Source organism: Neobacillus sp. B4I6 (assembly GCF_050434045.1).
In the GTDB taxonomy this organism is placed as follows: Bacteria; Bacillota; Bacilli; order Bacillales; family Cytobacillaceae; genus Neobacillus.
This window is the reverse complement of sequence record NZ_JBNPWB010000002.1, coordinates 489748-506497: the sequence shown is the minus strand read 5'-3', so window position 1 is coordinate 506497 and position 16750 is coordinate 489748. Positions and strand designations below refer to the sequence as shown.

21 protein-coding genes are annotated in these 16750 nt (G+C 38.7%); 5 read left to right on the top strand and 16 right to left on the bottom strand.

What is annotated here, in order from left to right:
• Positions 1 to 26 precede the first annotated feature (26 nt).
• Positions 27 to 665 (bottom strand): helix-hairpin-helix domain-containing protein, encoded by a 639-nt coding sequence (locus QF028_RS04305; protein ID WP_429464334.1) that lies wholly within the window; start codon positions 663 to 665, stop codon positions 27 to 29.
• Between the two features lie 87 nt (positions 666 to 752).
• On the opposite strand from QF028_RS04305, the gene comER reads away from it, so the two are divergent.
• Positions 753 to 1577 (top strand): late competence protein ComER, encoded by an 825-nt coding sequence (gene comER / locus QF028_RS04300; protein ID WP_214998458.1) that lies wholly within the window; start codon positions 753 to 755, stop codon positions 1575 to 1577.
• A gap of 57 nt (positions 1578 to 1634) precedes the next feature.
• On the opposite strand, the gene QF028_RS04295 is transcribed toward comER, so the two are convergent.
• From QF028_RS04295 to QF028_RS04260, 8 genes are read right to left on the bottom strand one after another with little or no spacing between them, the layout of a single operon-like run.
• A complete protein-coding gene (locus QF028_RS04295) occupies positions 1635 to 2393 on the bottom strand; it encodes a class I SAM-dependent DNA methyltransferase (RefSeq protein ID WP_429464332.1) in 759 nt (252 codons plus the stop codon).
• Positions 2390 to 2746 carry a ribosome silencing factor gene (rsfS, locus tag QF028_RS04290; RefSeq protein ID WP_168245136.1) on the bottom strand — a complete coding sequence of 119 codons (357 nt, stop codon included), beginning with the start codon at positions 2744 to 2746 and terminating at the stop codon, positions 2390 to 2392. Before rsfS ends, QF028_RS04295 begins: the two co-directional genes overlap by 4 nt.
• Positions 2747 to 2749: 3 nt before the next feature.
• A complete protein-coding gene (gene yqeK / locus QF028_RS04285; protein WP_098934397.1) occupies positions 2750 to 3316 on the bottom strand; it encodes a bis(5'-nucleosyl)-tetraphosphatase (symmetrical) YqeK in 567 nt (188 codons plus the stop codon).
• Positions 3306 to 3875 (bottom strand): nicotinate-nucleotide adenylyltransferase, encoded by a 570-nt coding sequence (locus QF028_RS04280; protein WP_429464329.1) that lies wholly within the window; start codon positions 3873 to 3875, stop codon positions 3306 to 3308. The genes yqeK and QF028_RS04280 overlap by 11 nt, the downstream gene beginning before the upstream one ends.
• Before the next feature lie 24 nt (positions 3876 to 3899).
• The gene (yhbY, locus tag QF028_RS04275) at positions 3900 to 4190 is read right to left on the bottom strand and encodes a ribosome assembly RNA-binding protein YhbY (protein WP_088089051.1); all 291 of its coding nucleotides are present in this window, start codon (positions 4188 to 4190) and stop codon (positions 3900 to 3902) included.
• Complete coding sequence (aroE, locus tag QF028_RS04270; protein ID WP_429464327.1) at positions 4184 to 5023, bottom strand: shikimate dehydrogenase; 840 nt, start codon at positions 5021 to 5023, stop codon at positions 4184 to 4186. Before aroE ends, yhbY begins: the two co-directional genes overlap by 7 nt.
• Positions 5024 to 5078: 55 nt before the next feature.
• Positions 5079 to 6185: a ribosome biogenesis GTPase YqeH gene (gene yqeH / locus QF028_RS04265; RefSeq protein ID WP_214731574.1), complete on the bottom strand. Its 1107-nt coding sequence runs from the start codon at positions 6183 to 6185 to the stop codon at positions 5079 to 5081.
• 3 nt (positions 6186 to 6188) lie between these two features.
• Positions 6189 to 6704, bottom strand: coding sequence for a YqeG family HAD IIIA-type phosphatase (locus QF028_RS04260; RefSeq protein WP_168245142.1), 516 nt, complete (start codon positions 6702 to 6704; stop codon positions 6189 to 6191).
• 474 nt (positions 6705 to 7178) lie between these two features.
• Here QF028_RS04260 and QF028_RS04255 point away from each other — a divergent pair, with 474 nt between their 5' ends.
• Positions 7179 to 7319, top strand: coding sequence for a sporulation histidine kinase inhibitor Sda (locus QF028_RS04255; protein ID WP_098259603.1), 141 nt, complete (start codon positions 7179 to 7181; stop codon positions 7317 to 7319).
• A 72-nt stretch (positions 7320 to 7391) separates the two neighbouring features.
• Here the strand turns inward: QF028_RS04255 and QF028_RS04250 are convergent, their stop codons facing one another.
• The gene (locus QF028_RS04250) at positions 7392 to 8177 is read right to left on the bottom strand and encodes a phosphatidylserine decarboxylase (protein WP_429464324.1); all 786 of its coding nucleotides are present in this window, start codon (positions 8175 to 8177) and stop codon (positions 7392 to 7394) included.
• A 128-nt stretch (positions 8178 to 8305) separates the two neighbouring features.
• Here QF028_RS04250 and pssA point away from each other — a divergent pair, with 128 nt between their 5' ends.
• Together pssA and sigK are read left to right on the top strand one after the other, a co-directional pair.
• Positions 8306 to 8845: a CDP-diacylglycerol--serine O-phosphatidyltransferase gene (pssA, locus tag QF028_RS04245; RefSeq protein WP_088089057.1), complete on the top strand. Its 540-nt coding sequence runs from the start codon at positions 8306 to 8308 to the stop codon at positions 8843 to 8845.
• Positions 8846 to 9002: 157 nt separating this feature from the next.
• Positions 9003 to 9716, top strand: a complete 714-nt coding sequence (sigK, locus tag QF028_RS04240) for an RNA polymerase sporulation sigma factor SigK (RefSeq protein WP_214998451.1) — start codon at positions 9003 to 9005, stop codon at positions 9714 to 9716.
• 204 nt (positions 9717 to 9920) lie between these two features.
• On the opposite strand, the gene QF028_RS04235 is transcribed toward sigK, so the two are convergent.
• Positions 9921 to 10889, bottom strand: a complete 969-nt coding sequence (locus QF028_RS04235; protein ID WP_429464322.1) for a F510_1955 family glycosylhydrolase — start codon at positions 10887 to 10889, stop codon at positions 9921 to 9923.
• A gap of 35 nt (positions 10890 to 10924) precedes the next feature.
• Entirely contained in the window at positions 10925 to 11605 is a 681-nt protein-coding gene (locus QF028_RS04230; protein ID WP_429464320.1) for a response regulator transcription factor, read from the bottom strand.
• Between the two features lie 191 nt (positions 11606 to 11796).
• Between QF028_RS04230 and QF028_RS04225 the strand changes: the two genes are divergently transcribed.
• Positions 11797 to 13596, top strand: coding sequence for a M3 family oligoendopeptidase (locus QF028_RS04225; protein ID WP_429464318.1), 1800 nt, complete (start codon positions 11797 to 11799; stop codon positions 13594 to 13596).
• 454 nt (positions 13597 to 14050) lie between these two features.
• On the opposite strand, the gene QF028_RS04220 is transcribed toward QF028_RS04225, so the two are convergent.
• The 4 genes from QF028_RS04220 to QF028_RS04205 form a co-directional block, all read right to left on the bottom strand.
• On the bottom strand, positions 14051 to 14191 hold the full coding sequence (locus QF028_RS04220; protein WP_214731585.1) for a YrzI family small protein: 141 nt from the start codon (positions 14189 to 14191) through the stop codon (positions 14051 to 14053).
• A 191-nt stretch (positions 14192 to 14382) separates the two neighbouring features.
• Positions 14383 to 14511: a hypothetical protein gene (locus QF028_RS04215; protein ID WP_282599551.1), complete on the bottom strand. Its 129-nt coding sequence runs from the start codon at positions 14509 to 14511 to the stop codon at positions 14383 to 14385.
• 166 nt (positions 14512 to 14677) lie between these two features.
• Entirely contained in the window at positions 14678 to 15814 is a 1137-nt protein-coding gene (locus QF028_RS04210; RefSeq protein WP_429464316.1) for a bifunctional cystathionine gamma-lyase/homocysteine desulfhydrase, read from the bottom strand.
• Positions 15815 to 16738 (bottom strand): PLP-dependent cysteine synthase family protein, encoded by a 924-nt coding sequence (locus QF028_RS04205; RefSeq protein ID WP_168245152.1) that lies wholly within the window; start codon positions 16736 to 16738, stop codon positions 15815 to 15817.
• Between the last annotated feature and the right edge of the window lie 12 nt (positions 16739 to 16750).

Here is a 16750-nt window from a genome sequence, read left to right as displayed (position 1 = left end):
GTCCCTATAGGTCAATTAGAGATTTACTATATAGCAAGTAAATCTTTAAATTTTTCGAATGTTTTGTCCCCAATACCGCTTATATTTTTCAAGTCTTCAATCGCTTTGAAAGGGCCATTTGTATTCCTATATTCAATAATGGCAGCCGCTTTGGCTGGACCAATGCCAGGGAGATTTTGCAATTCAGTTTCATCGGCCTTATTTATATTAATTTTTGATTCTTTTTGATTACCGCTGGTAGTAATTTGGCTGCCGCCTATGGGTGCAGAAGGAAGTCCTTCCTCTCCCTTAGCAGGGATGTAAATGATCATTTCATCTTGGACATGCTCGGCAAAATTCACCTGACCTTGGTCGGCCTTGTCCGTTAAACCACCCGCTCGACTGATAACATCAATAACCCTCTCACTTGTATTTGCTTGGTATACTCCTGGAAGTTTGATTTGGCCCTTGACATCTACCATTATTTTCTCTGGCAATTCCGGAAGATTTGCAGGTTTCGTCTTTTCTGTTTCCTTCTCTTCCCCTTGAAGTTTCTCTTCACTACTTAGGGAATTAGTGGGAAGAGGCTCAGGGGTATCATTGACATAAAAAAAATAAAATCCACCGAGTGCAATAATCGCAACAACTACAACAATGATCTTGTGTTCAATCAACCAGTCTTTCACTTGAATCCTTCCTTTCTAAAGGTATATTTCACTTACAGTTTTCATATGGTTATAAAAGAAACTTGCATGCGAAGGAGGGTCGGAACAATGAAAATAGGCATTATCGGTACCGGTAATATGGGGAGAATATTGGTGGAGGCCTTGATTGACGGAAAAGCCATTTCCCCTTCCTCTATCATGATTACAAACAGGACAAAATCAAAAGCTATGGTGCTTAAAGATAAATATAGGGAACTAAGGGTTGGAGCGAATCCAAGAGAAGTTGCCGCGGAGTCCGACTTGGTATTTATTTGTGTAAAACCATTAGATGTATTTCAAGTTCTAGATGAAATTAAACCACATTTAAGCCCTGAAAAATGTCTCATTTCTATAACGAGCCCTATCAGTACAAGCCAAATTGAAAAGAAGGTTTCCTGTTCAGCCGTTAGAGTAATCCCAAGTATTACAAATCGCGCATTATCTGGGGTGTCATTGATTACCTATGGGGAAAATTGCAGAGACCATTGGAAAAGGAAAGTAGAGAAATTAATTACGAAGATTGGGGTGCCGTTTCATATTGATGAAAAAATAACGAGGCCTGCCTCTGATATTGTTAGCTGCGGGCCAGCTTTCTTCAGCTATCTTCTCCAAAGTTTCATCCAAGCGGCAGTAAAAGAGACAGAAATTGACGAAGATGCCGCTACAATTATGGCAAGTGAAATGATTGTTGGACTGGGTGAATTATTAAAGCAAGGGCATTATACACTTTCATCACTGCAGGAAAAGGTATGTGTAAAGGGCGGGATAACCGGTGAAGGTATAAAAGTACTGGATAACGAGCTCGGAGACGTATTTGGTCACCTATTTCAGGCTACGCAGGCAAAATTTAAAGAGGATCTAGATAAAGTAGAGACGCAATTCTCTAATTATTAATTTCGCCATTTACTGACAAATTCCTTCTTTTCTCATAATAAAAAGCCATCTTATTTTTTAGATGGCTTTCTTTATTTTTTTCGCTACAAAAAAGATTCGCTCTGATTGTGTTGCGGGCTTAGCATCTTTAAAATCAGCACAAACCTCCAACAATTCAAAACCAGTCTCGACTAACCAGTCTGAATATTGCTGGACTGGATATGTTCGTTGAAAATGAATCTCATCAAATCGGTCATACTTTCCTGTTCGTTCATCCAAAACAAAAAAGCTTAACTCATGTTCTACACTATTCGAACTTTCTCCAGAGAAGCTATTCCAGATAAATGATACATGATCCTCACTGGAAGCAAAGGTTTGATTAATGAATAAATGAGAAATTTTATAAATTGAATGAACATCAAAAATCAATATGCCTTCATCGCTCAAATGCTGGAAGGCGTTTGAAAAGGTCGCCATAACTTCTTGCTCGCTCTGAAGATAATTTAACGAATCACAAAAAATACCGATGACATCAAATTCCCCCTGGCCCTCTAAGTCAGCCATATTCTGCTGAAAAAACGGAATTCTAACCCCATCATCCTCGGCCTTCGCCTGTGCCACAGCTAGCATATCCTCAGATAAATCCACTCCCGTTACTTGAAAGCCGTCTTTCGCTAACCGGACGGAGAGTTCACCTGTCCCACATGCTAGGTCCAGCAAGCGAGTGCCAGTAACGTTATAGTTCACGCATTTATCTTTGACAAACTGGACCCACTCATCATATGGTGCGTCCTTCATCAGCTCATCATAGAGATAGGCAAATTGCTGATAGCTCATGTATTTAGCGCACTGTGGATGTCTTCCAACGGCGCATCGCCCCATAGACGCTCCAATTTGTAATAGCTTCTTTCGTCACGATGGAATACGTGGGCAACAACATCGCCAAGATCAATCAACACCCATCTTGCTTCATCATAACCCTCTATTCTTTTTACGTCATATCCATGTTCTTGGGCTTTTTCTTTCATTTCCTTTGCAATCGCCTGTACTTGTTTATCTGAGTTTCCGTGACATATGATAAAGTAATCAGCAATTAAAGAAATCCCCTTCATATTTAGGGCTAAAATGTCTTCAGCACGTTTGTCATCCGCTGCTTTAACAGCAATTTTTAGTAGTTCTTGATTATCCATTAATCAATCCTCCAGTTTTTTGATTAGATCATTGTACGTATAGAATGTATCAGGGTATATTGTTTGATTCTTTTTTAATAAAAACATGATCGTATTTTGAATGGCCTTAATTAGTGCTTTATCTAAATTTTCTTTAGCCATATCTCGTACCTCTTCCACACCTGGAAAATGACGGCCTGGTTCAATGTAATCGGCTAAATAAATAATTTTATCCAGTAAAGTCATTCCTGGTCTTCCTGATGTATGATAACGGATTGCTTCCAAAACTTCACGATCGCTGATGCCCGCTTCTTTTTCCACCAAGTAGGCCCCTGCAGGTGCATGCCACAATTCCGAATTAAATTCAAGCAAATCCTGCGGAAATCCTTGACCAGTAATGATTTCCTTCATTTCGTCTTTTGGACGAAATTTTGCATAATCATGAAAAATCGCAGCTAATTCCGCTTTTTGTTCATTTCCGCCATATTGTTTTGCAAGTGCTATCGCTGTCTCCATTACTCCCAAAGTATGCTGATAGCGATGATCGGTTAATTGTTCCTTTACAAGCTTTAACGCCTCTTCACGTTCCATATAAATGCTTCTCCTCGATATATTGAACGACCGGATCAGGAAGTAGATAACGAACTGTCTTTCCGTTTTTCACCCTATCCCTAATCATACTAGATGACACATCCAGTGCCGGAACATCTACATAAAGGACAGGGTAGTCTGTCTCACTGCTATACGTCGGTCTTTCAACTCCAACAAATTGGACAAGTTTAATAAGTTCATCAATTTTATGCCATTTCGGCAGGTATTCAATCATATCCGCCCCAATAATAAAGAAAAACTGATGGTCAGGATACTGGTCATTAATCATTTTCATGGTATCAACTGTATAAGAAGGGCCTTGCCTATGAAGTTCAATCGTTTCCACTCGAAAAGCAGCATTTCCACCGATTGCTAATTCCAGCATTTGCAGGCGATCTTCATTTTTAATCGATTCTGATTTTCTCTTATGGGGAGGCTCTTGGTTTGGCATAAACCAAATTTCATCAAGCTGAAGAGTGGAAAGAACCTCATTTGCAATTAAAAGATGTCCATAATGCGGAGGATCAAAGGTTCCTCCCAATATTCCCACCTTCAACATGCGATCGCCTCCTTATACTTTCAATTATGGAAGTTTAATTGTTTTCTTTTCCACAGACTCTTTATAAAGGACAATGGTATTTCCGATAAGTTGAACAATTTCTGCACCCGTACCTTCAGCTAACTGCTCAGCAACGGCCGCTTTATCTTCTTCACAATTTTGCAAAATGCTGACTTTAAATAGCTCTCTTGCTTCGAGTGCATCAGCAACTTGTTTAATCATATTTTCGTTTACTCCACCTTTACCTACTTGAAATATCGGATCTAGGTGGTGCGCCTTTGAACGTAAAAAACTTTTTTGCTTACCTGTTAACATGTTCTTCCTCCTAATTGTTTTAACACATTATCTCTCATTCTTTCCACATCAGGGAAAATTCCCGTCCATTTTTCAAAAGCAAGTGCTCCCTGATATACAAACATATCTATCCCGTTTTGGATGCTTGCTCCATTAAGACGCGCTTCTTGTAAAAATTGCGTTTCAAGCGGATTGTATATGATATCACAAAAGACGGTTTGATTCCTTATTTTATTTAGCGGGAATGGCTGCTCATTAATTTTTGGGGACATGCCAATCAGTGTCGTTTGAATAACTAGATCATATTCCCCTAATGATTCACTTGCCTCTTCAAACGAACAAGAACTAGAAAAAACTGAATAAGGACATTCTTTGATTAGTTCCCAGGCTTTCTCTATCGTGCGATTGGCAATGTTCAAGACGAGCGGATTTTCCTTTGCCAAAGTTAAATAGATGGCTCTCGCAGCCCCGCCTGCTCCAATAATCAGAACCTTTTGGTCTGTTATTTTAGGCAGAAAAGCATTTAAGCCTTTTAGAAAACCAGGGCCATCTGTGTTATAGCCAATTAGTTGACCGTTTTCATTTACAACGGTATTCACCGCCCCGATGTTCGCGGCCAATTCATCTATGCCATCCAGAAAGGGAATAATTTTACTTTTATGCGGTACAGTTACATTAAATCCACTGACGCCCAGCGCTTTTAATCCCTTGACAGCATCCTGTAAATCCACTTCCTTAACTTGAAATGGCAGATAGGCTGCATCGATGTTATAAAATGAAAATAAATCATTGATCATAACCGGAGACATACTATGTCCGATTGGATTCCCCAAAACAGCAAATAATTTCTTCATCTGAATTCCCCCCACCCATGTCAGCATGTGAAAACCTGACCTTAAAGATATCTATTTATATTAAGGATTTTCGAATTAATGCTTGTACACCTTTTGGTACATAGGCTGCTACTTTTGCACCCGCCTCATTTACGGTAATCCAGCCAAGTCCTGAGAAAACGATATCCGTTTTTGCTTCTTTCACAATAAATTCCTGTTTCACAAGCTCAGGAAAAGATTCTAATTGTTCCATACGAGGCGGTGTCAACATTTCCCCCACATGCTTTTCATAGAGTTCGTCCGCATTCTCGATTTTGGTCCTGTGAATATTCAATTCATTGGAAACATAACAAACAAAGGATCTTCGGCCGCCACTAATATAATCAAAGCGGGCCAGTCCGCCAAAGAATAAGGTTTGTCCTTCATTCAATTGAAACACTTTTGGCTTGATTTCTTTTTTTGGGGTGATAATTTTTAAATCCCTCTTATCAACATAATGCGCCATTTGATGATGGTTGATAATACCTGGCGAATCAATTAATGATTTTTCATCATCAAGTGGAATTTTGATAATATCCAACGTCGTCCCCGGAAAATGGGAGGTGGTAATAACATCGGATTCTCCTGTTACTTCTTTAATGATTCGATTGATAAACGTAGATTTCCCAACATTAGTACACCCAACCACATAGACGTCTTTACCATTTCGGTGTTCATCAATGGCCGCCGCCGTTTCCTTAACAAATAAGCCTTTCGCAGCACTTACAAGGAATACATCTTCTGGCTTTAACCCCAGTTCTTTGGCCTCATGCTTCATCCAGTGAATTAGCTTACTATGCTTCACAGATTTAGGCAATAAATCCACCTTATTTCCAACAAGAAGCACTTTATTGCTTCCTACAAAACGGTGTAAACCTGGAAGCCAGCTGCCATTAAAATCAAAAATGTCAACAATCATCACGATTAAGGCATCTGACTTTCCCATTTCATTTAATATTTTTAAAAAATCATCGTCGGTTAAGCTAACATCCTGGACCTCATTATAGTGCTTAAGACGAAAACATCGCTGGCAAATAATCATTTCTTTTTCCAAGGCCGATGTTGGGGCGTATCCTAGTTCCTCTGGGTTTTCTGTTTGGACCTTTACTCCACAACCCATACAAATATGTTGATGTTCACTCACACATTAATCCTCCCATTGAAGCATACCTTTTTTTCGAAACCAATTTAAAATTCTTCTCTCGGCAAAGCGGTTAAATTTTGTAAAAAATCCGTCAGTCTGTGCAACAGGGACAACCAGGATCGTATGAAAACCACCCCGGTTCCCGCCAAGTACATCTGTCAGTAACTGATCTCCAATTACCACTGCCTCTTCTTTTTTAATTCCCATTTGTGAAATGGCCTTGTGAAAGGCAATGGCAAACGGCTTCCTAGCCCTAAAAATAAAGGGGATTTTTAAAGGATCAGAAAAGGCTTTGACACGTTCTTCATTATTATTAGAAACAATTGTCACGAGGATATTATGTTTTCGAATTTCATCAAACCATTTGATTAATTGAGGAGTGGCATTGGGGCGATCCCATTCCACTAACGTATTATCCAAATCAGTAATGATCCCCTTAATCCCTTTTGCATTCAACTGTTCAGCGGATATATCAAGAATGCTTTTAACATGTTCATTCGGTAAAAATTGTTTTAGCACTAAGCTTACACCTCATTGAATTCTAAATATAATCGTTCAATATTTTTTTCTTGTACAATCATAACCAATTTTAACCTTTGTTTCAAAGATTAAATGTAATTTGTTTATAGTCTTATTATTCATCAAAAACTGATAATACATGATTTTAAAATATTATTGCTTTTTATAAGAGCTCCTAAATCTTTCTAAAATAGGATGAAATTAAAAAATTAAAAAAATATTTTTCGACAAATATCTTCATTTCACACCGTTGTGGATAAAGTTATTAACATTATACCCATTGAATCATACACATTTCATCATTTTATAAACAAAGTAATCACAAGTTATCCACCAGAACCTGTGGATAGTTAGAACGATTGTTCTATAGGAATAAATTTGGTAGATTTAGGGTACACCAATTGAACATACCATTTTATGCTTATGATTCATATATTAGAACTATTTATTTTCAAATCGGAGGTGGATTCTGCCGTGCGGAAACTGTCAGATGAATTATTAATTGAGTCATATTTTAAAGCAAGAGAATTAAACTTAAGCCCTGATTTTATTGGACTTATTGAGTCAGAAATGCTCAGACGCTCCTTATACCATAAAATAAAAATGTCGTCATAAAATTAACAATAGCCCTATTAGGGCTTTTCTTTTTGTCTAGCCTCAAGCCCAAGTCGCTGAGGCTGTTTTTCGTTACTGATTTCTCAAAACCCCAAGTTTTTCTCCAACCTTAATGTCCTTAGGTGTCTGAACGTTTGAATCCATTTGAAAAATATCTTTTTCGAATAACAGGACTACGGTCGAACCAAAACTAAAATAAGCCATTTCGCCGCCCTTCACTAATTCTGATCCCTTGTGTGTGGTTTCAATTGAATTAACAAACATAGCCCCAACCTTCACAATTGCAACATGCCCATAATCCGTTTTCACTTCAGTTATAACTCGATAATTCTTGGCGAGTGTTCTAACCCCATATTTTAGCCCCAGCTTATTGACTGGATATGATTTTGAACCAAGCGTCCATTGTTCGGTGACGATCCCATTGACAGGGCTGTGAATACGATGATAATGACTTGGGCTTAAATAAAGAATCATGTATGTACCATTCAAATACTTGGCTAACAGTTGTGGATTTCCCAGCATTTCTTCAATTGAATACGTCTTTCCTTTGACATGAATATCACTCGTCTCTTTAATCGGACCCACATCTTCGATAACCGCATCCACCGGACTGACAACCGAATTCTCACCTTTATCAATTTCTCTTGCATCCTTTTTCAATGTCCTGACAAATAAATCATGAAGAGTAGGATATTCTGATAAGCCCTTCTCCATTTCTTCTTGATTTAAATGATAAATCTTTGCAAAGGATGGTACCACGAAACGACTGACATTTGAACGAGCAAACCTTCTTAAAATTCCTGATGTCCACCTTCCATTTGTTAACTCAATCAATAGACGATAAAAGCCTTGGATCATCTAACTACCCCCAAATAGTGTAAAAATACTCTTTACGAAAAGACATAAAACGCTTAAAATTAAATAATATAGAATGAATGTAAGAAATTATTTACCTTCCGGCTTGTAAGAAAGGAGTGGTGTGGAGCATGTTTTTATTAGACGTACTAGATCAAACAATAAAAAAACTTAAATCACAAACAGCTAATGTTATCACTTTAACAAACTTATCATTGGGCGGTTTTGCCATTGTATTCGGACTTCATGGGAATTTGAGATTAAGCCTGCTGTTAATTTTTATTGCCGCATTGGCCGATCGTTTTGACGGCATGATTGCACGAAAATTTAATATTGAATCCGAGTTAGGAAAACAATTGGATTCCATGAGTGATATTATATCATTTGGCGTGGCACCTGCACTATTACTATATCAAGGAATTTTACATGAATTTGGCGGACCGGGTTCATTTTTTACGGTTTTCTATATCGGTTGTGGAGCCTTCAGATTAGCACGTTTCAATATAACGGAAAGCAATGGCTATTTTACTGGTCTACCAATTACAGCAGCAGGATGCTTGGCAACCTTAAGCTTTTTAGCCATTCCCTATATCCCTTCCCAAACATTCTTATTTATCATCATCATTCTATCATTCCTAATGGTTAGTCCATTTAAACTGAAAAAAGTATAGAAACAGCAAGAAAGCATCAATCAGTCCATGGTTGATGCTTTTTTTTCTAAAAAATTCCTACTTAAATAAAAAAGTTTATGGACAGACACAATTTCCCTTTTCCTTCATAGGAATTAATAATAGGCGAATAAGCCAAAAAAGACGGGGGTAGATGTGGATGTCTGGAATCTTAACAGCTCTCGGATATTTAATGAAGGAATTCTTATTTCTTGTTTCCTATGTAAAAAATAATGCCTTTCCTCAACCCCTATCTGCCGCAGAAGAAAGAAAATATCTTCGATTGATGGCAGAGGGAGATTCCCATGCGCGCAATATGTTAATTGAACACAACCTAAGATTGGTCGCGCATATAGTAAAAAAATTCGAAAACACTGGGGAGGATTCGGAAGATTTAATATCAATCGGAACCATTGGGTTAATTAAAGCGATTGAGAGTTACTCCGAGGGGAAAGGAACAAAGCTCGCCACCTATGCCGCACGTTGTATTGAGAATGAAATTTTAATGCATTTACGAGCTCTTAAGAAAACAAAAAAAGATGTTTCCTTGCATGATCCAATTGGTCAAGATAAGGAAGGAAACGAAATATCATTAATCGATGTGCTTAAATCAGAATCAGAAGATGTGATTGATACGATTCAGCTGAACATGGAGCTGGAGAAAGTGAAACAATATATTGAAGTGCTGGATGACCGAGAAAAGGAAGTAATCATCGGGCGATTTGGTCTTGACCTACAAAAAGAAAAAACACAACGGGAGATTGCCAAAGAATTAGGAATATCACGAAGTTATGTTTCAAGGATTGAAAAACGCGCCTTAATGAAAATGTTCCATGAATTCTATCGAGCCGAAAAAGAGAAGAAGAAAAAGTAGAAAAGCGGAAGCGCCCGTTTAGCGGCGTATGGACTGGAGCGCTTCGACTGAGATAAAGGAAACACGGAGAGCGTAGCGATCCGATGTTGACTTATCGTAGGGAGGAGAGCGAAGTCCACTAGCCGCTGGGCGCTGGAGCTAGACAGTTATCTAAGTTCAAAATTTTATATTTTTAATTTTAAGCAAAAAAAACAGAGCTAAAGATTATTTCAGCTCTGTTTTTCCATTTTGTAAAGGATTATTCCACTTCATTCCACCATCAATAGATTCATATACATCATTCTTATAAGTAGTGAAGGCGATTTGGTTCGGATCTCTTGGATTAATCGCTAAATAAGTAATTGGATTATCATAATCAAGGAATGGGAAAGCGATATTCTTTTCTTCTCCAGTTGCAGGATTGATTGTTTTTAATAGTACTTTTTCGTCTTCCACACTTGAAAATAAAATCGAGTCTCCACTAAATGTAAGTGCCGTAACCATAAATGGATCTGTAATCTGCTTCATGGTGTTCCCATGGTCGGTCGAATAAAAAATACCAGACCTTGTCGACATCGCGATGATATTGCCATTTTTCGGATGAACCGCAATCATCCCAAATGAATCAGCGTTAAAATCCTTTAATGCACTTTTTTTCCACGTCGCTCCATTATCCAGAGAATAATTCACGCCTTGACCCAGTTTTCCATTAGGTTCTTCGTTAATTACATAAAGACCCTTTCCTGAAAAACTCGCACCCACGAAATGGAACAGCGACTGATTATAAAAGGATAATTTCTTGAGGGTTAGTCCTTTATCAACACTCTGAATTACACCGAGTGGGTCCTTAAGACCCGATCCTTTTTGAGGTTGACCGCTTGCGATAAAACCAGCACTTATCGCTTGAAAGCCAAAGTAATCATGTTGGTTCGTTGTTGTTTCATACCATTCAGAACCATTATACATTTTTAGGCCGTCATCTGTAGCTACGTACAAAGCAAAATCATTTCCTGGATAGCCAATACCAAGAATCTGACCTACTTTTAATGATTTCGCCTGGATAATATCAAAGTTTACTTTTGCTATCTTTTCCTTTTCAGGTTTCTGTTCTTGGCTTTTATTTGTGCAGCCTGAGGCCAAAATCAGCATGATTCCTGTCAAAATAGCAAGATAGACTTTCATTGTAATCTTCACTTTTTTCCCTCCATATTAAACTATGAGGTATTCATTTATGAATCCTTATCCATCCACTTATACCCCAGTCCCCATACGGTTGTCAAATAATCGTCAACAGGAAATCCTGTTTTCCGTAATTTATCCCGTAAATTCCGAACATGGGAATCAATCGTCCGGTCTTCTGTTGGAGCGGCATAACCCCATATCGTCGTCAAAAGATGTTCCCGGGTAAACACTTTGTTATGATTCTTCAGTAAAAGCGCTAATAAAGAAAATTCCTTTGGTGTGACAGGTATATGCTGATTCTTGTATGAAACATCAAAAGAATCCTCGTTTAATGAAAGACCATTAAAGTCAATGAATGCTGGATGACCTGCTTGTCTTCTTAAGACAGCGTCTATACGAGCAGTTAACTCCTCTTCGTCGAATGGTTTAGAAATATAATCATCAGCACCCATTTTTAGGCCTTTAACAATATCATTTTTTTCACTGCGTGCGGTTAGCATAATGATCGGGATGTCCCAGTTTTTTCGAATCTCCTTACATGCTTCCCACCCGTCCATTTCGGGCATCATAACATCTAACAAGATTATATCTGCTTTCTCCTTTTCCAAGTAACAAATTGCCTTGAGAGCGGAAGATATTTTAATGCAGTTATACCCTCTAGGAGTTAAATAAAGAGAAAGTAAATCTAACATTCTTGTTTCATCATCAACGAGTAGTATTTTTTTCACTAGTTTCCTCTCCCGTATATTAGATCTAGGATTAAATTATACTACATACGGTTGAAAAACAAATTTGAAGATTAGGTGAATTACTTTTTTATTCCCTTTTGCATCCCATCCTTCGGAAAGCGTAATGTATAGAATTTTTAGAAAAATAACTATATAATAATGAAAGTACAAAAATAAAGGAGGTACATAGAATGACAGCCACTCCATATTCGGATGTGTGGGACCTAGAAATAATTTTTAAAGGCGGCAGTGATTCCAAAGAATTTGCAGACCACTTAACCCTTACTTCAGAGTTAATTGATCTTTTCCAAGCAAAAGCTAGCAGTTGGACTCCACTCAATACAACCGAGGATTCAAAATTCCTACAAGAGTTACTTGAAGACTTTGAGCATGCCGCCAAAAAGCTTCGTCAAGCCGGTGCCTTTGTTGGATGTTTGCAGGCACAAAATACCGAAGACAAGAAAGCATATAACCTGGAAGCAAGAGTGACCAGTCTAAGTGCTGCTTTCCAAACTGCTCTTAGTAGATTTGATAGCTTATTAACAACAATCAACGATGACGTTTGGGTACAGTTGTTAGCAGATGAAAAACTCAAAGTGCTCTCTTACATATTAAATGAACGACGAGATCGTGCAAAAGATAAGCTCTCTAAAGAAGAAGAAGCTATTATCAGCGCCCTTGGTGTGGACGGTTACCATAGCTGGGGTCAACTGTATGATTTAATCGTAGGAAAAATTAAAATCCCGTTTAACGAAAATGGCAAAGAGAAACTACTCTCTGTCGGGCAGGCTTTCAACAAATTTTCCAGCCCAGACAGGGAAATTCGAACAGCTATTTTTGAAAATTGGGAAAAAGCTTGGGGAGATCAAGCAGACATCTTGGCTAAAACACTTAATCATCTTTCTGGTTTCCGTTTAAGTGTCTACAAAAAGCGTGGCTGGGAGGATGTTTTGAAGGAACCGCTTAGTATTAACCGCATGGAAAAGAGAACGCTGGAAACAATGTGGACAGTTATTTCGGAAAATAAACAAATGCTGGTTAAATACCTAGAGCGTAAAGCTACGCTGTTAGGACTTGAAAAATTAAGTTGGTATGATTTAGATGCTCCATATGGAAAAACAGCCTCAAAGGTTTCTTATCAAGAAGGTGCTGAATTTATCGAACAGAACTTTGCTATCTTTGGTGAGAAAATGGCTTCATTTGCCCAGAAGGCGTTTAAAGAACAATGGATTGAAGGAGAAGATCGCCCTGGAAAAGCACCTGGCGGCTTTTGTACTTTCTTCCCTGAAAGTAATCAATCCCGTATTTTCATGACTTATTCAGGCACTCCATCTAACGTCTCAACCCTTGCACATGAACTGGGACACGGATTCCATACATTCGCAATGAAGGGTGTTCATCATCTCAATCGCAATTATGCGATGAACGTTGCTGAAACCGCCTCAACCTTTGCGGAAATGATTGTAGCTGACGCGGCAGTGAAGAATGCGAAGGACGAAGAAGAAAAGCTCGTTTTATTAGATGATAAAATTCAAAGAACGGTTGCACTATTAATGAATATACATGCCCGTTTCTTGTTTGAAACGCGTTTTTATGAAGAAAGAAAGCAAGGTCCTGTTGCAGTGGAACGGTTAAATGAATTGATGCTTGCCGCACAAAAAGAGGCATATAGCAATGCTTTGGAAGAATATCATCCGTTATTCTGGGCTTCGAAGCTCCACTTCTTTATAACCGGTGTTCCATTCTATAACTTCCCATATACATTTGGTTATCTTTTTTCACTTGGTATCTATGCACAGGCTCTTGAGGAAGGCAGGGGCTATGAAGATAAGTACATTGCCTTGTTAAAGGATACAGCCTCAATGTCGGTCGAGGACCTAGCGCAGAAACATTTACAAGTAGATTTGACGCAACCGGAATTTTGGGAGAAGGCAGTCCGTATTTGTCTTGATGATATTAATGAATTCTTGGCTTTGACTGAAGTTAAATAAGATGAAAAAAAAAGCATCGACCGATTATTTTGGTCGATGCTTCTTAATTATTCCACACTAAGTTCAGCTGAAATAACGCAGCTGATTGCCGCAGTAATGACGATAGCCATCACAACCATGAACATACTCTCCACCCCTTAGATAGATCCTGTTCTTTCTAATTTGAATTTATCATATTTTCACAGTAACTAGCTTAAGGAATTGTGGAGATTTTGTTAACAAACACTTACGGCTATTAGCAATTCGATTTCAATATGATATCATTTTGACCCTTTTTTCTTTGGTATAAAGAATAGAGACAATAATAAGATATGCAGCGGCATGATTGTTACCTCCTAATTTTTATGACTAGCTAGGTGGTATCCTTCGAAACCCAGAGACTAGCGCCACGACCTTGCATTAGTAAAAACAACATATTTAAAACCACCTTTCTTATCAGCAAATTTTTTTCTAATTACATCCCACGGTACATAGATGCTTGACGGTCTTTGTTTTGTTCGTACAGCTTCTCAACCATTTCTTGATGAATAGCTTCTTCCGTGCTTACTTTTCTTTTCTTAATCGTAATTGAAAAAAAGAATATATTTAGGGTCATGACAAACCACCTCCTTTAAGTAATCATTTGTAGTGAAATCGCAACAGATTCAATTTATGCTTTACATATCCAAAATGCTCGTAAAAAGGGCACAAAAAGGCCGCAGAAGAGTATCCCTGCGGCTCTGGTTTTTTAGGCACAAAAATACCGCAAGGCGTCATTCTCCCTGCGGCATGGATATGTATTGTAACTTAATTTAAAATTAAGCAATCCATTCCAGACTGGTCGAATGTTTGATATTCATATTCAATTGTTACGATCATTCCAGTTGCTGATACCATACCGTTTAACGCAATCGCTCCAGTTAATGTAAACATCATTTTCCTCGACCTCCTTTTTTGGAATTTTTTACTTACTACGGTAATTATATCCACACACAAATACTTTGTAAACCTTTTTATGGAAACTTTTTTAAATTAATTCAAATGCCCAAAAAGGTGTCAGGCACCATGTGAATTTTTCACATGGTGCCTGACACCCATCCTTTTATGAATTTAATGCTTTCTCGAGATCTTCAATGAGGTCTTCTACGTCTTCTAGGCCGACTGAGATTCTTACTAGACCATCGGTAATCCCTAGTTCAGCTCGGCGCTCTGCTGGAATTGACGCATGGGTCATCCTTGCTGGTACTGAGATTAAGCTTTCAACTGCTCCAAGGCTTTCTGCCAAGGTAAAATATTTCACTTTACTAAGTAATTTGTCTGCATTTTCGGCACTCCCGACATCAAACGAAACCATACCGCCAAATCCTCTCGTTTGTTTTTTAGCGATCTGATGATTCGGATGTGTTTCAATTCCAGGGTAGTAAACTTTTTTTACATTTGTGTGCCCTTGGAGGAATTCCACAATTGCTTTCGTATTTGCTTCCATCTCTTCCAAGCGTATTCCGAGTGTTCTAATTCCGCGAATTAACAGCCATGAATCCTGCGGTCCCAAGATCCCACCGGTAGAATTTTGAACAAAATGGAGCTCCTCAGCAAGCTTTTCACTATTTACCACAGCTAAACCTGCGACTACATCACTGTGCCCGCCAAGGTATTTTGTGGCACTATGCAAAACAATATCCGCCCCAAGTTCGATAGGGTTTTGCCAATATGGCGTCGAAAATGTGTTATCAACAATAGTTAAAAGATTATGTTCTTTTGCAAGCTTTGCGACAGCTTCAATATCAGTAATCTTTAGAAGCGGGTTTGTAGGTGTTTCTAAATGAATGGCTCTTGTATTTGGTCGAATCGCGCTTAATATCGTTTCAGATTTACTTGTATCCACAAAGGTAGAGTCAATTCCCAATCGATTCAATACTTTCGTCATTACCCGAAATGAGCCGCCGTAAACATCATCAGTTAAGATCACATGATCCCCACTGTTAAACAGCATCATCACAGCTGTCATGGCTGCCATTCCAGAGCCAAAGGCAAATCCAGCTTTGCCTCCTTCAAGCTCTTTAATCAATTCCTCAAGCGCATGTCTGGTCGGATTTCCTGTTCGTGAATATTCGAAGCCTTTATGCCCGCCGACACCTTCTTGCTTAAATGTACTCACTTGATAAATGGGAAAGGTAACTGCACCAGTAGCTGGATCGTTACTAATTCCTCCATGAATTAATTGCGTTTTTCTTTTCATCTAAATCCCTCCTTCAAAAATCTTCTTACTTAAGTAACGCTCACTTCCGTCTGGAAAAATAACCACAATATTTGTTCCAGGCATTGCCTTTTCTGCCTCTTTAAGTGCAGCATAAAAAGCGGCGCCAGAAGAACTGCCGACTAGAAGTCCTTCCTTTACAACTAATTCCTTTACATGGTTAAAGGCTGTCGCATCCGGAACAGTATGGATTGCATCAAAGTAGTCCGGGTCCATATACCCTGGCAAGAATTCCATTCCGATGCCTTCGGTCCGATGCGGACCAGATTCCCCGCCATTTAGGATCGATCCTTCCGGTTCAACGATAACCGTTTTAACTGCTTTTTTATGGTCCTTTAAATACCGAGCAGTCCCCATAAATGTTCCGCCTGTACCTGCACCAGCAACAAAAATATCAATTTGACCGTCCATTTGATCCCAGAGTTCAGGGCCAAGCGTTTTATAATACGTAGCGGGGTTAGCAGGGTTGGCAAATTGCTGCGGGCAATAAGACCCTGGAATTTCTTTTAGAAGCTCCTCAGCCTTTGCAATCGCGCCCTTCATCCCCATTTCTGTTGGCGTGTGAACGATTGTGGCCCCTAGTGCTTTCATCAGCTCTTGCTTTTCGATACTAAATTTTTCCGGAACACATAATATTACTTGAATTCCTTTATTTATAGCCGCTAGCGCTAGGCCAATCCCGGTATTCCCTGCCGTTGGCTCAATAACTGTTCCGCCCGCCTGCAATTTCCCACTTGAAAAAGCTTCGTTTAATAGTTCGATCCCAAGGCGGTCTTTTACACTGCCTCCAGGGTTCATAAATTCTAGTTTTGCAAAAATACGAACTCCCTCAGACAAAGGAAATTGTGTAATTTCAACAATAGGTGTATGCCCAATTAGTTCATGTACATTTTTGTAAACCTTCATTTTTTCACCTCT

Excerpts from the sequence above, each read along its gene's own strand:
- rsfS (WP_168245136.1), bottom strand. The coding sequence starts at position 2,746 with ATGGATAATCAAGAACTACTAAAAATTGCTGTTAAAGCAGCGGATGAC.
- QF028_RS04215 (WP_282599551.1), bottom strand. The coding sequence starts at position 14,511 with ATGATGTTTACATTAACTGGAGCGATTGCGTTAAACGGTATGGTATCA.
- sigK (WP_214998451.1), top strand. The coding sequence starts at position 9,003 with ATGTCTGGAATCTTAACAGCTCTCGGATATTTAATGAAGGAATTCTTA.
- QF028_RS04220 (WP_214731585.1), bottom strand. The coding sequence starts at position 14,191 with ATGACCCTAAATATATTCTTTTTTTCAATTACGATTAAGAAAAGAAAA.
- pssA (WP_088089057.1), top strand. The coding sequence starts at position 8,306 with ATGTTTTTATTAGACGTACTAGATCAAACAATAAAAAAACTTAAATCA.
- QF028_RS04205 (WP_168245152.1), bottom strand. The coding sequence starts at position 16,738 with ATGAAGGTTTACAAAAATGTACATGAACTAATTGGGCATACACCTATT.
- yhbY (WP_088089051.1), bottom strand. The coding sequence starts at position 4,190 with ATGTTAACAGGTAAGCAAAAAAGTTTTTTACGTTCAAAGGCGCACCAC.
- QF028_RS04280 (WP_429464329.1), bottom strand. The coding sequence starts at position 3,875 with ATGTTGAAGGTGGGAATATTGGGAGGAACCTTTGATCCTCCGCATTAT.
- yqeK (WP_098934397.1), bottom strand. The coding sequence starts at position 3,316 with ATGGAACGTGAAGAGGCGTTAAAGCTTGTAAAGGAACAATTAACCGAT.
- aroE (WP_429464327.1), bottom strand. The coding sequence starts at position 5,023 with ATGAAGAAATTATTTGCTGTTTTGGGGAATCCAATCGGACATAGTATG.
- QF028_RS04210 (WP_429464316.1), bottom strand. The coding sequence starts at position 15,814 with ATGAAAAGAAAAACGCAATTAATTCATGGAGGAATTAGTAACGATCCA.
- QF028_RS04295 (WP_429464332.1), bottom strand. The coding sequence starts at position 2,393 with ATGAGCTATCAGCAATTTGCCTATCTCTATGATGAGCTGATGAAGGAC.
- QF028_RS04250 (WP_429464324.1), bottom strand. The coding sequence starts at position 8,177 with ATGATCCAAGGCTTTTATCGTCTATTGATTGAGTTAACAAATGGAAGG.
- comER (WP_214998458.1), top strand. The coding sequence starts at position 753 with ATGAAAATAGGCATTATCGGTACCGGTAATATGGGGAGAATATTGGTG.
- QF028_RS04225 (WP_429464318.1), top strand. The coding sequence starts at position 11,797 with ATGACAGCCACTCCATATTCGGATGTGTGGGACCTAGAAATAATTTTT.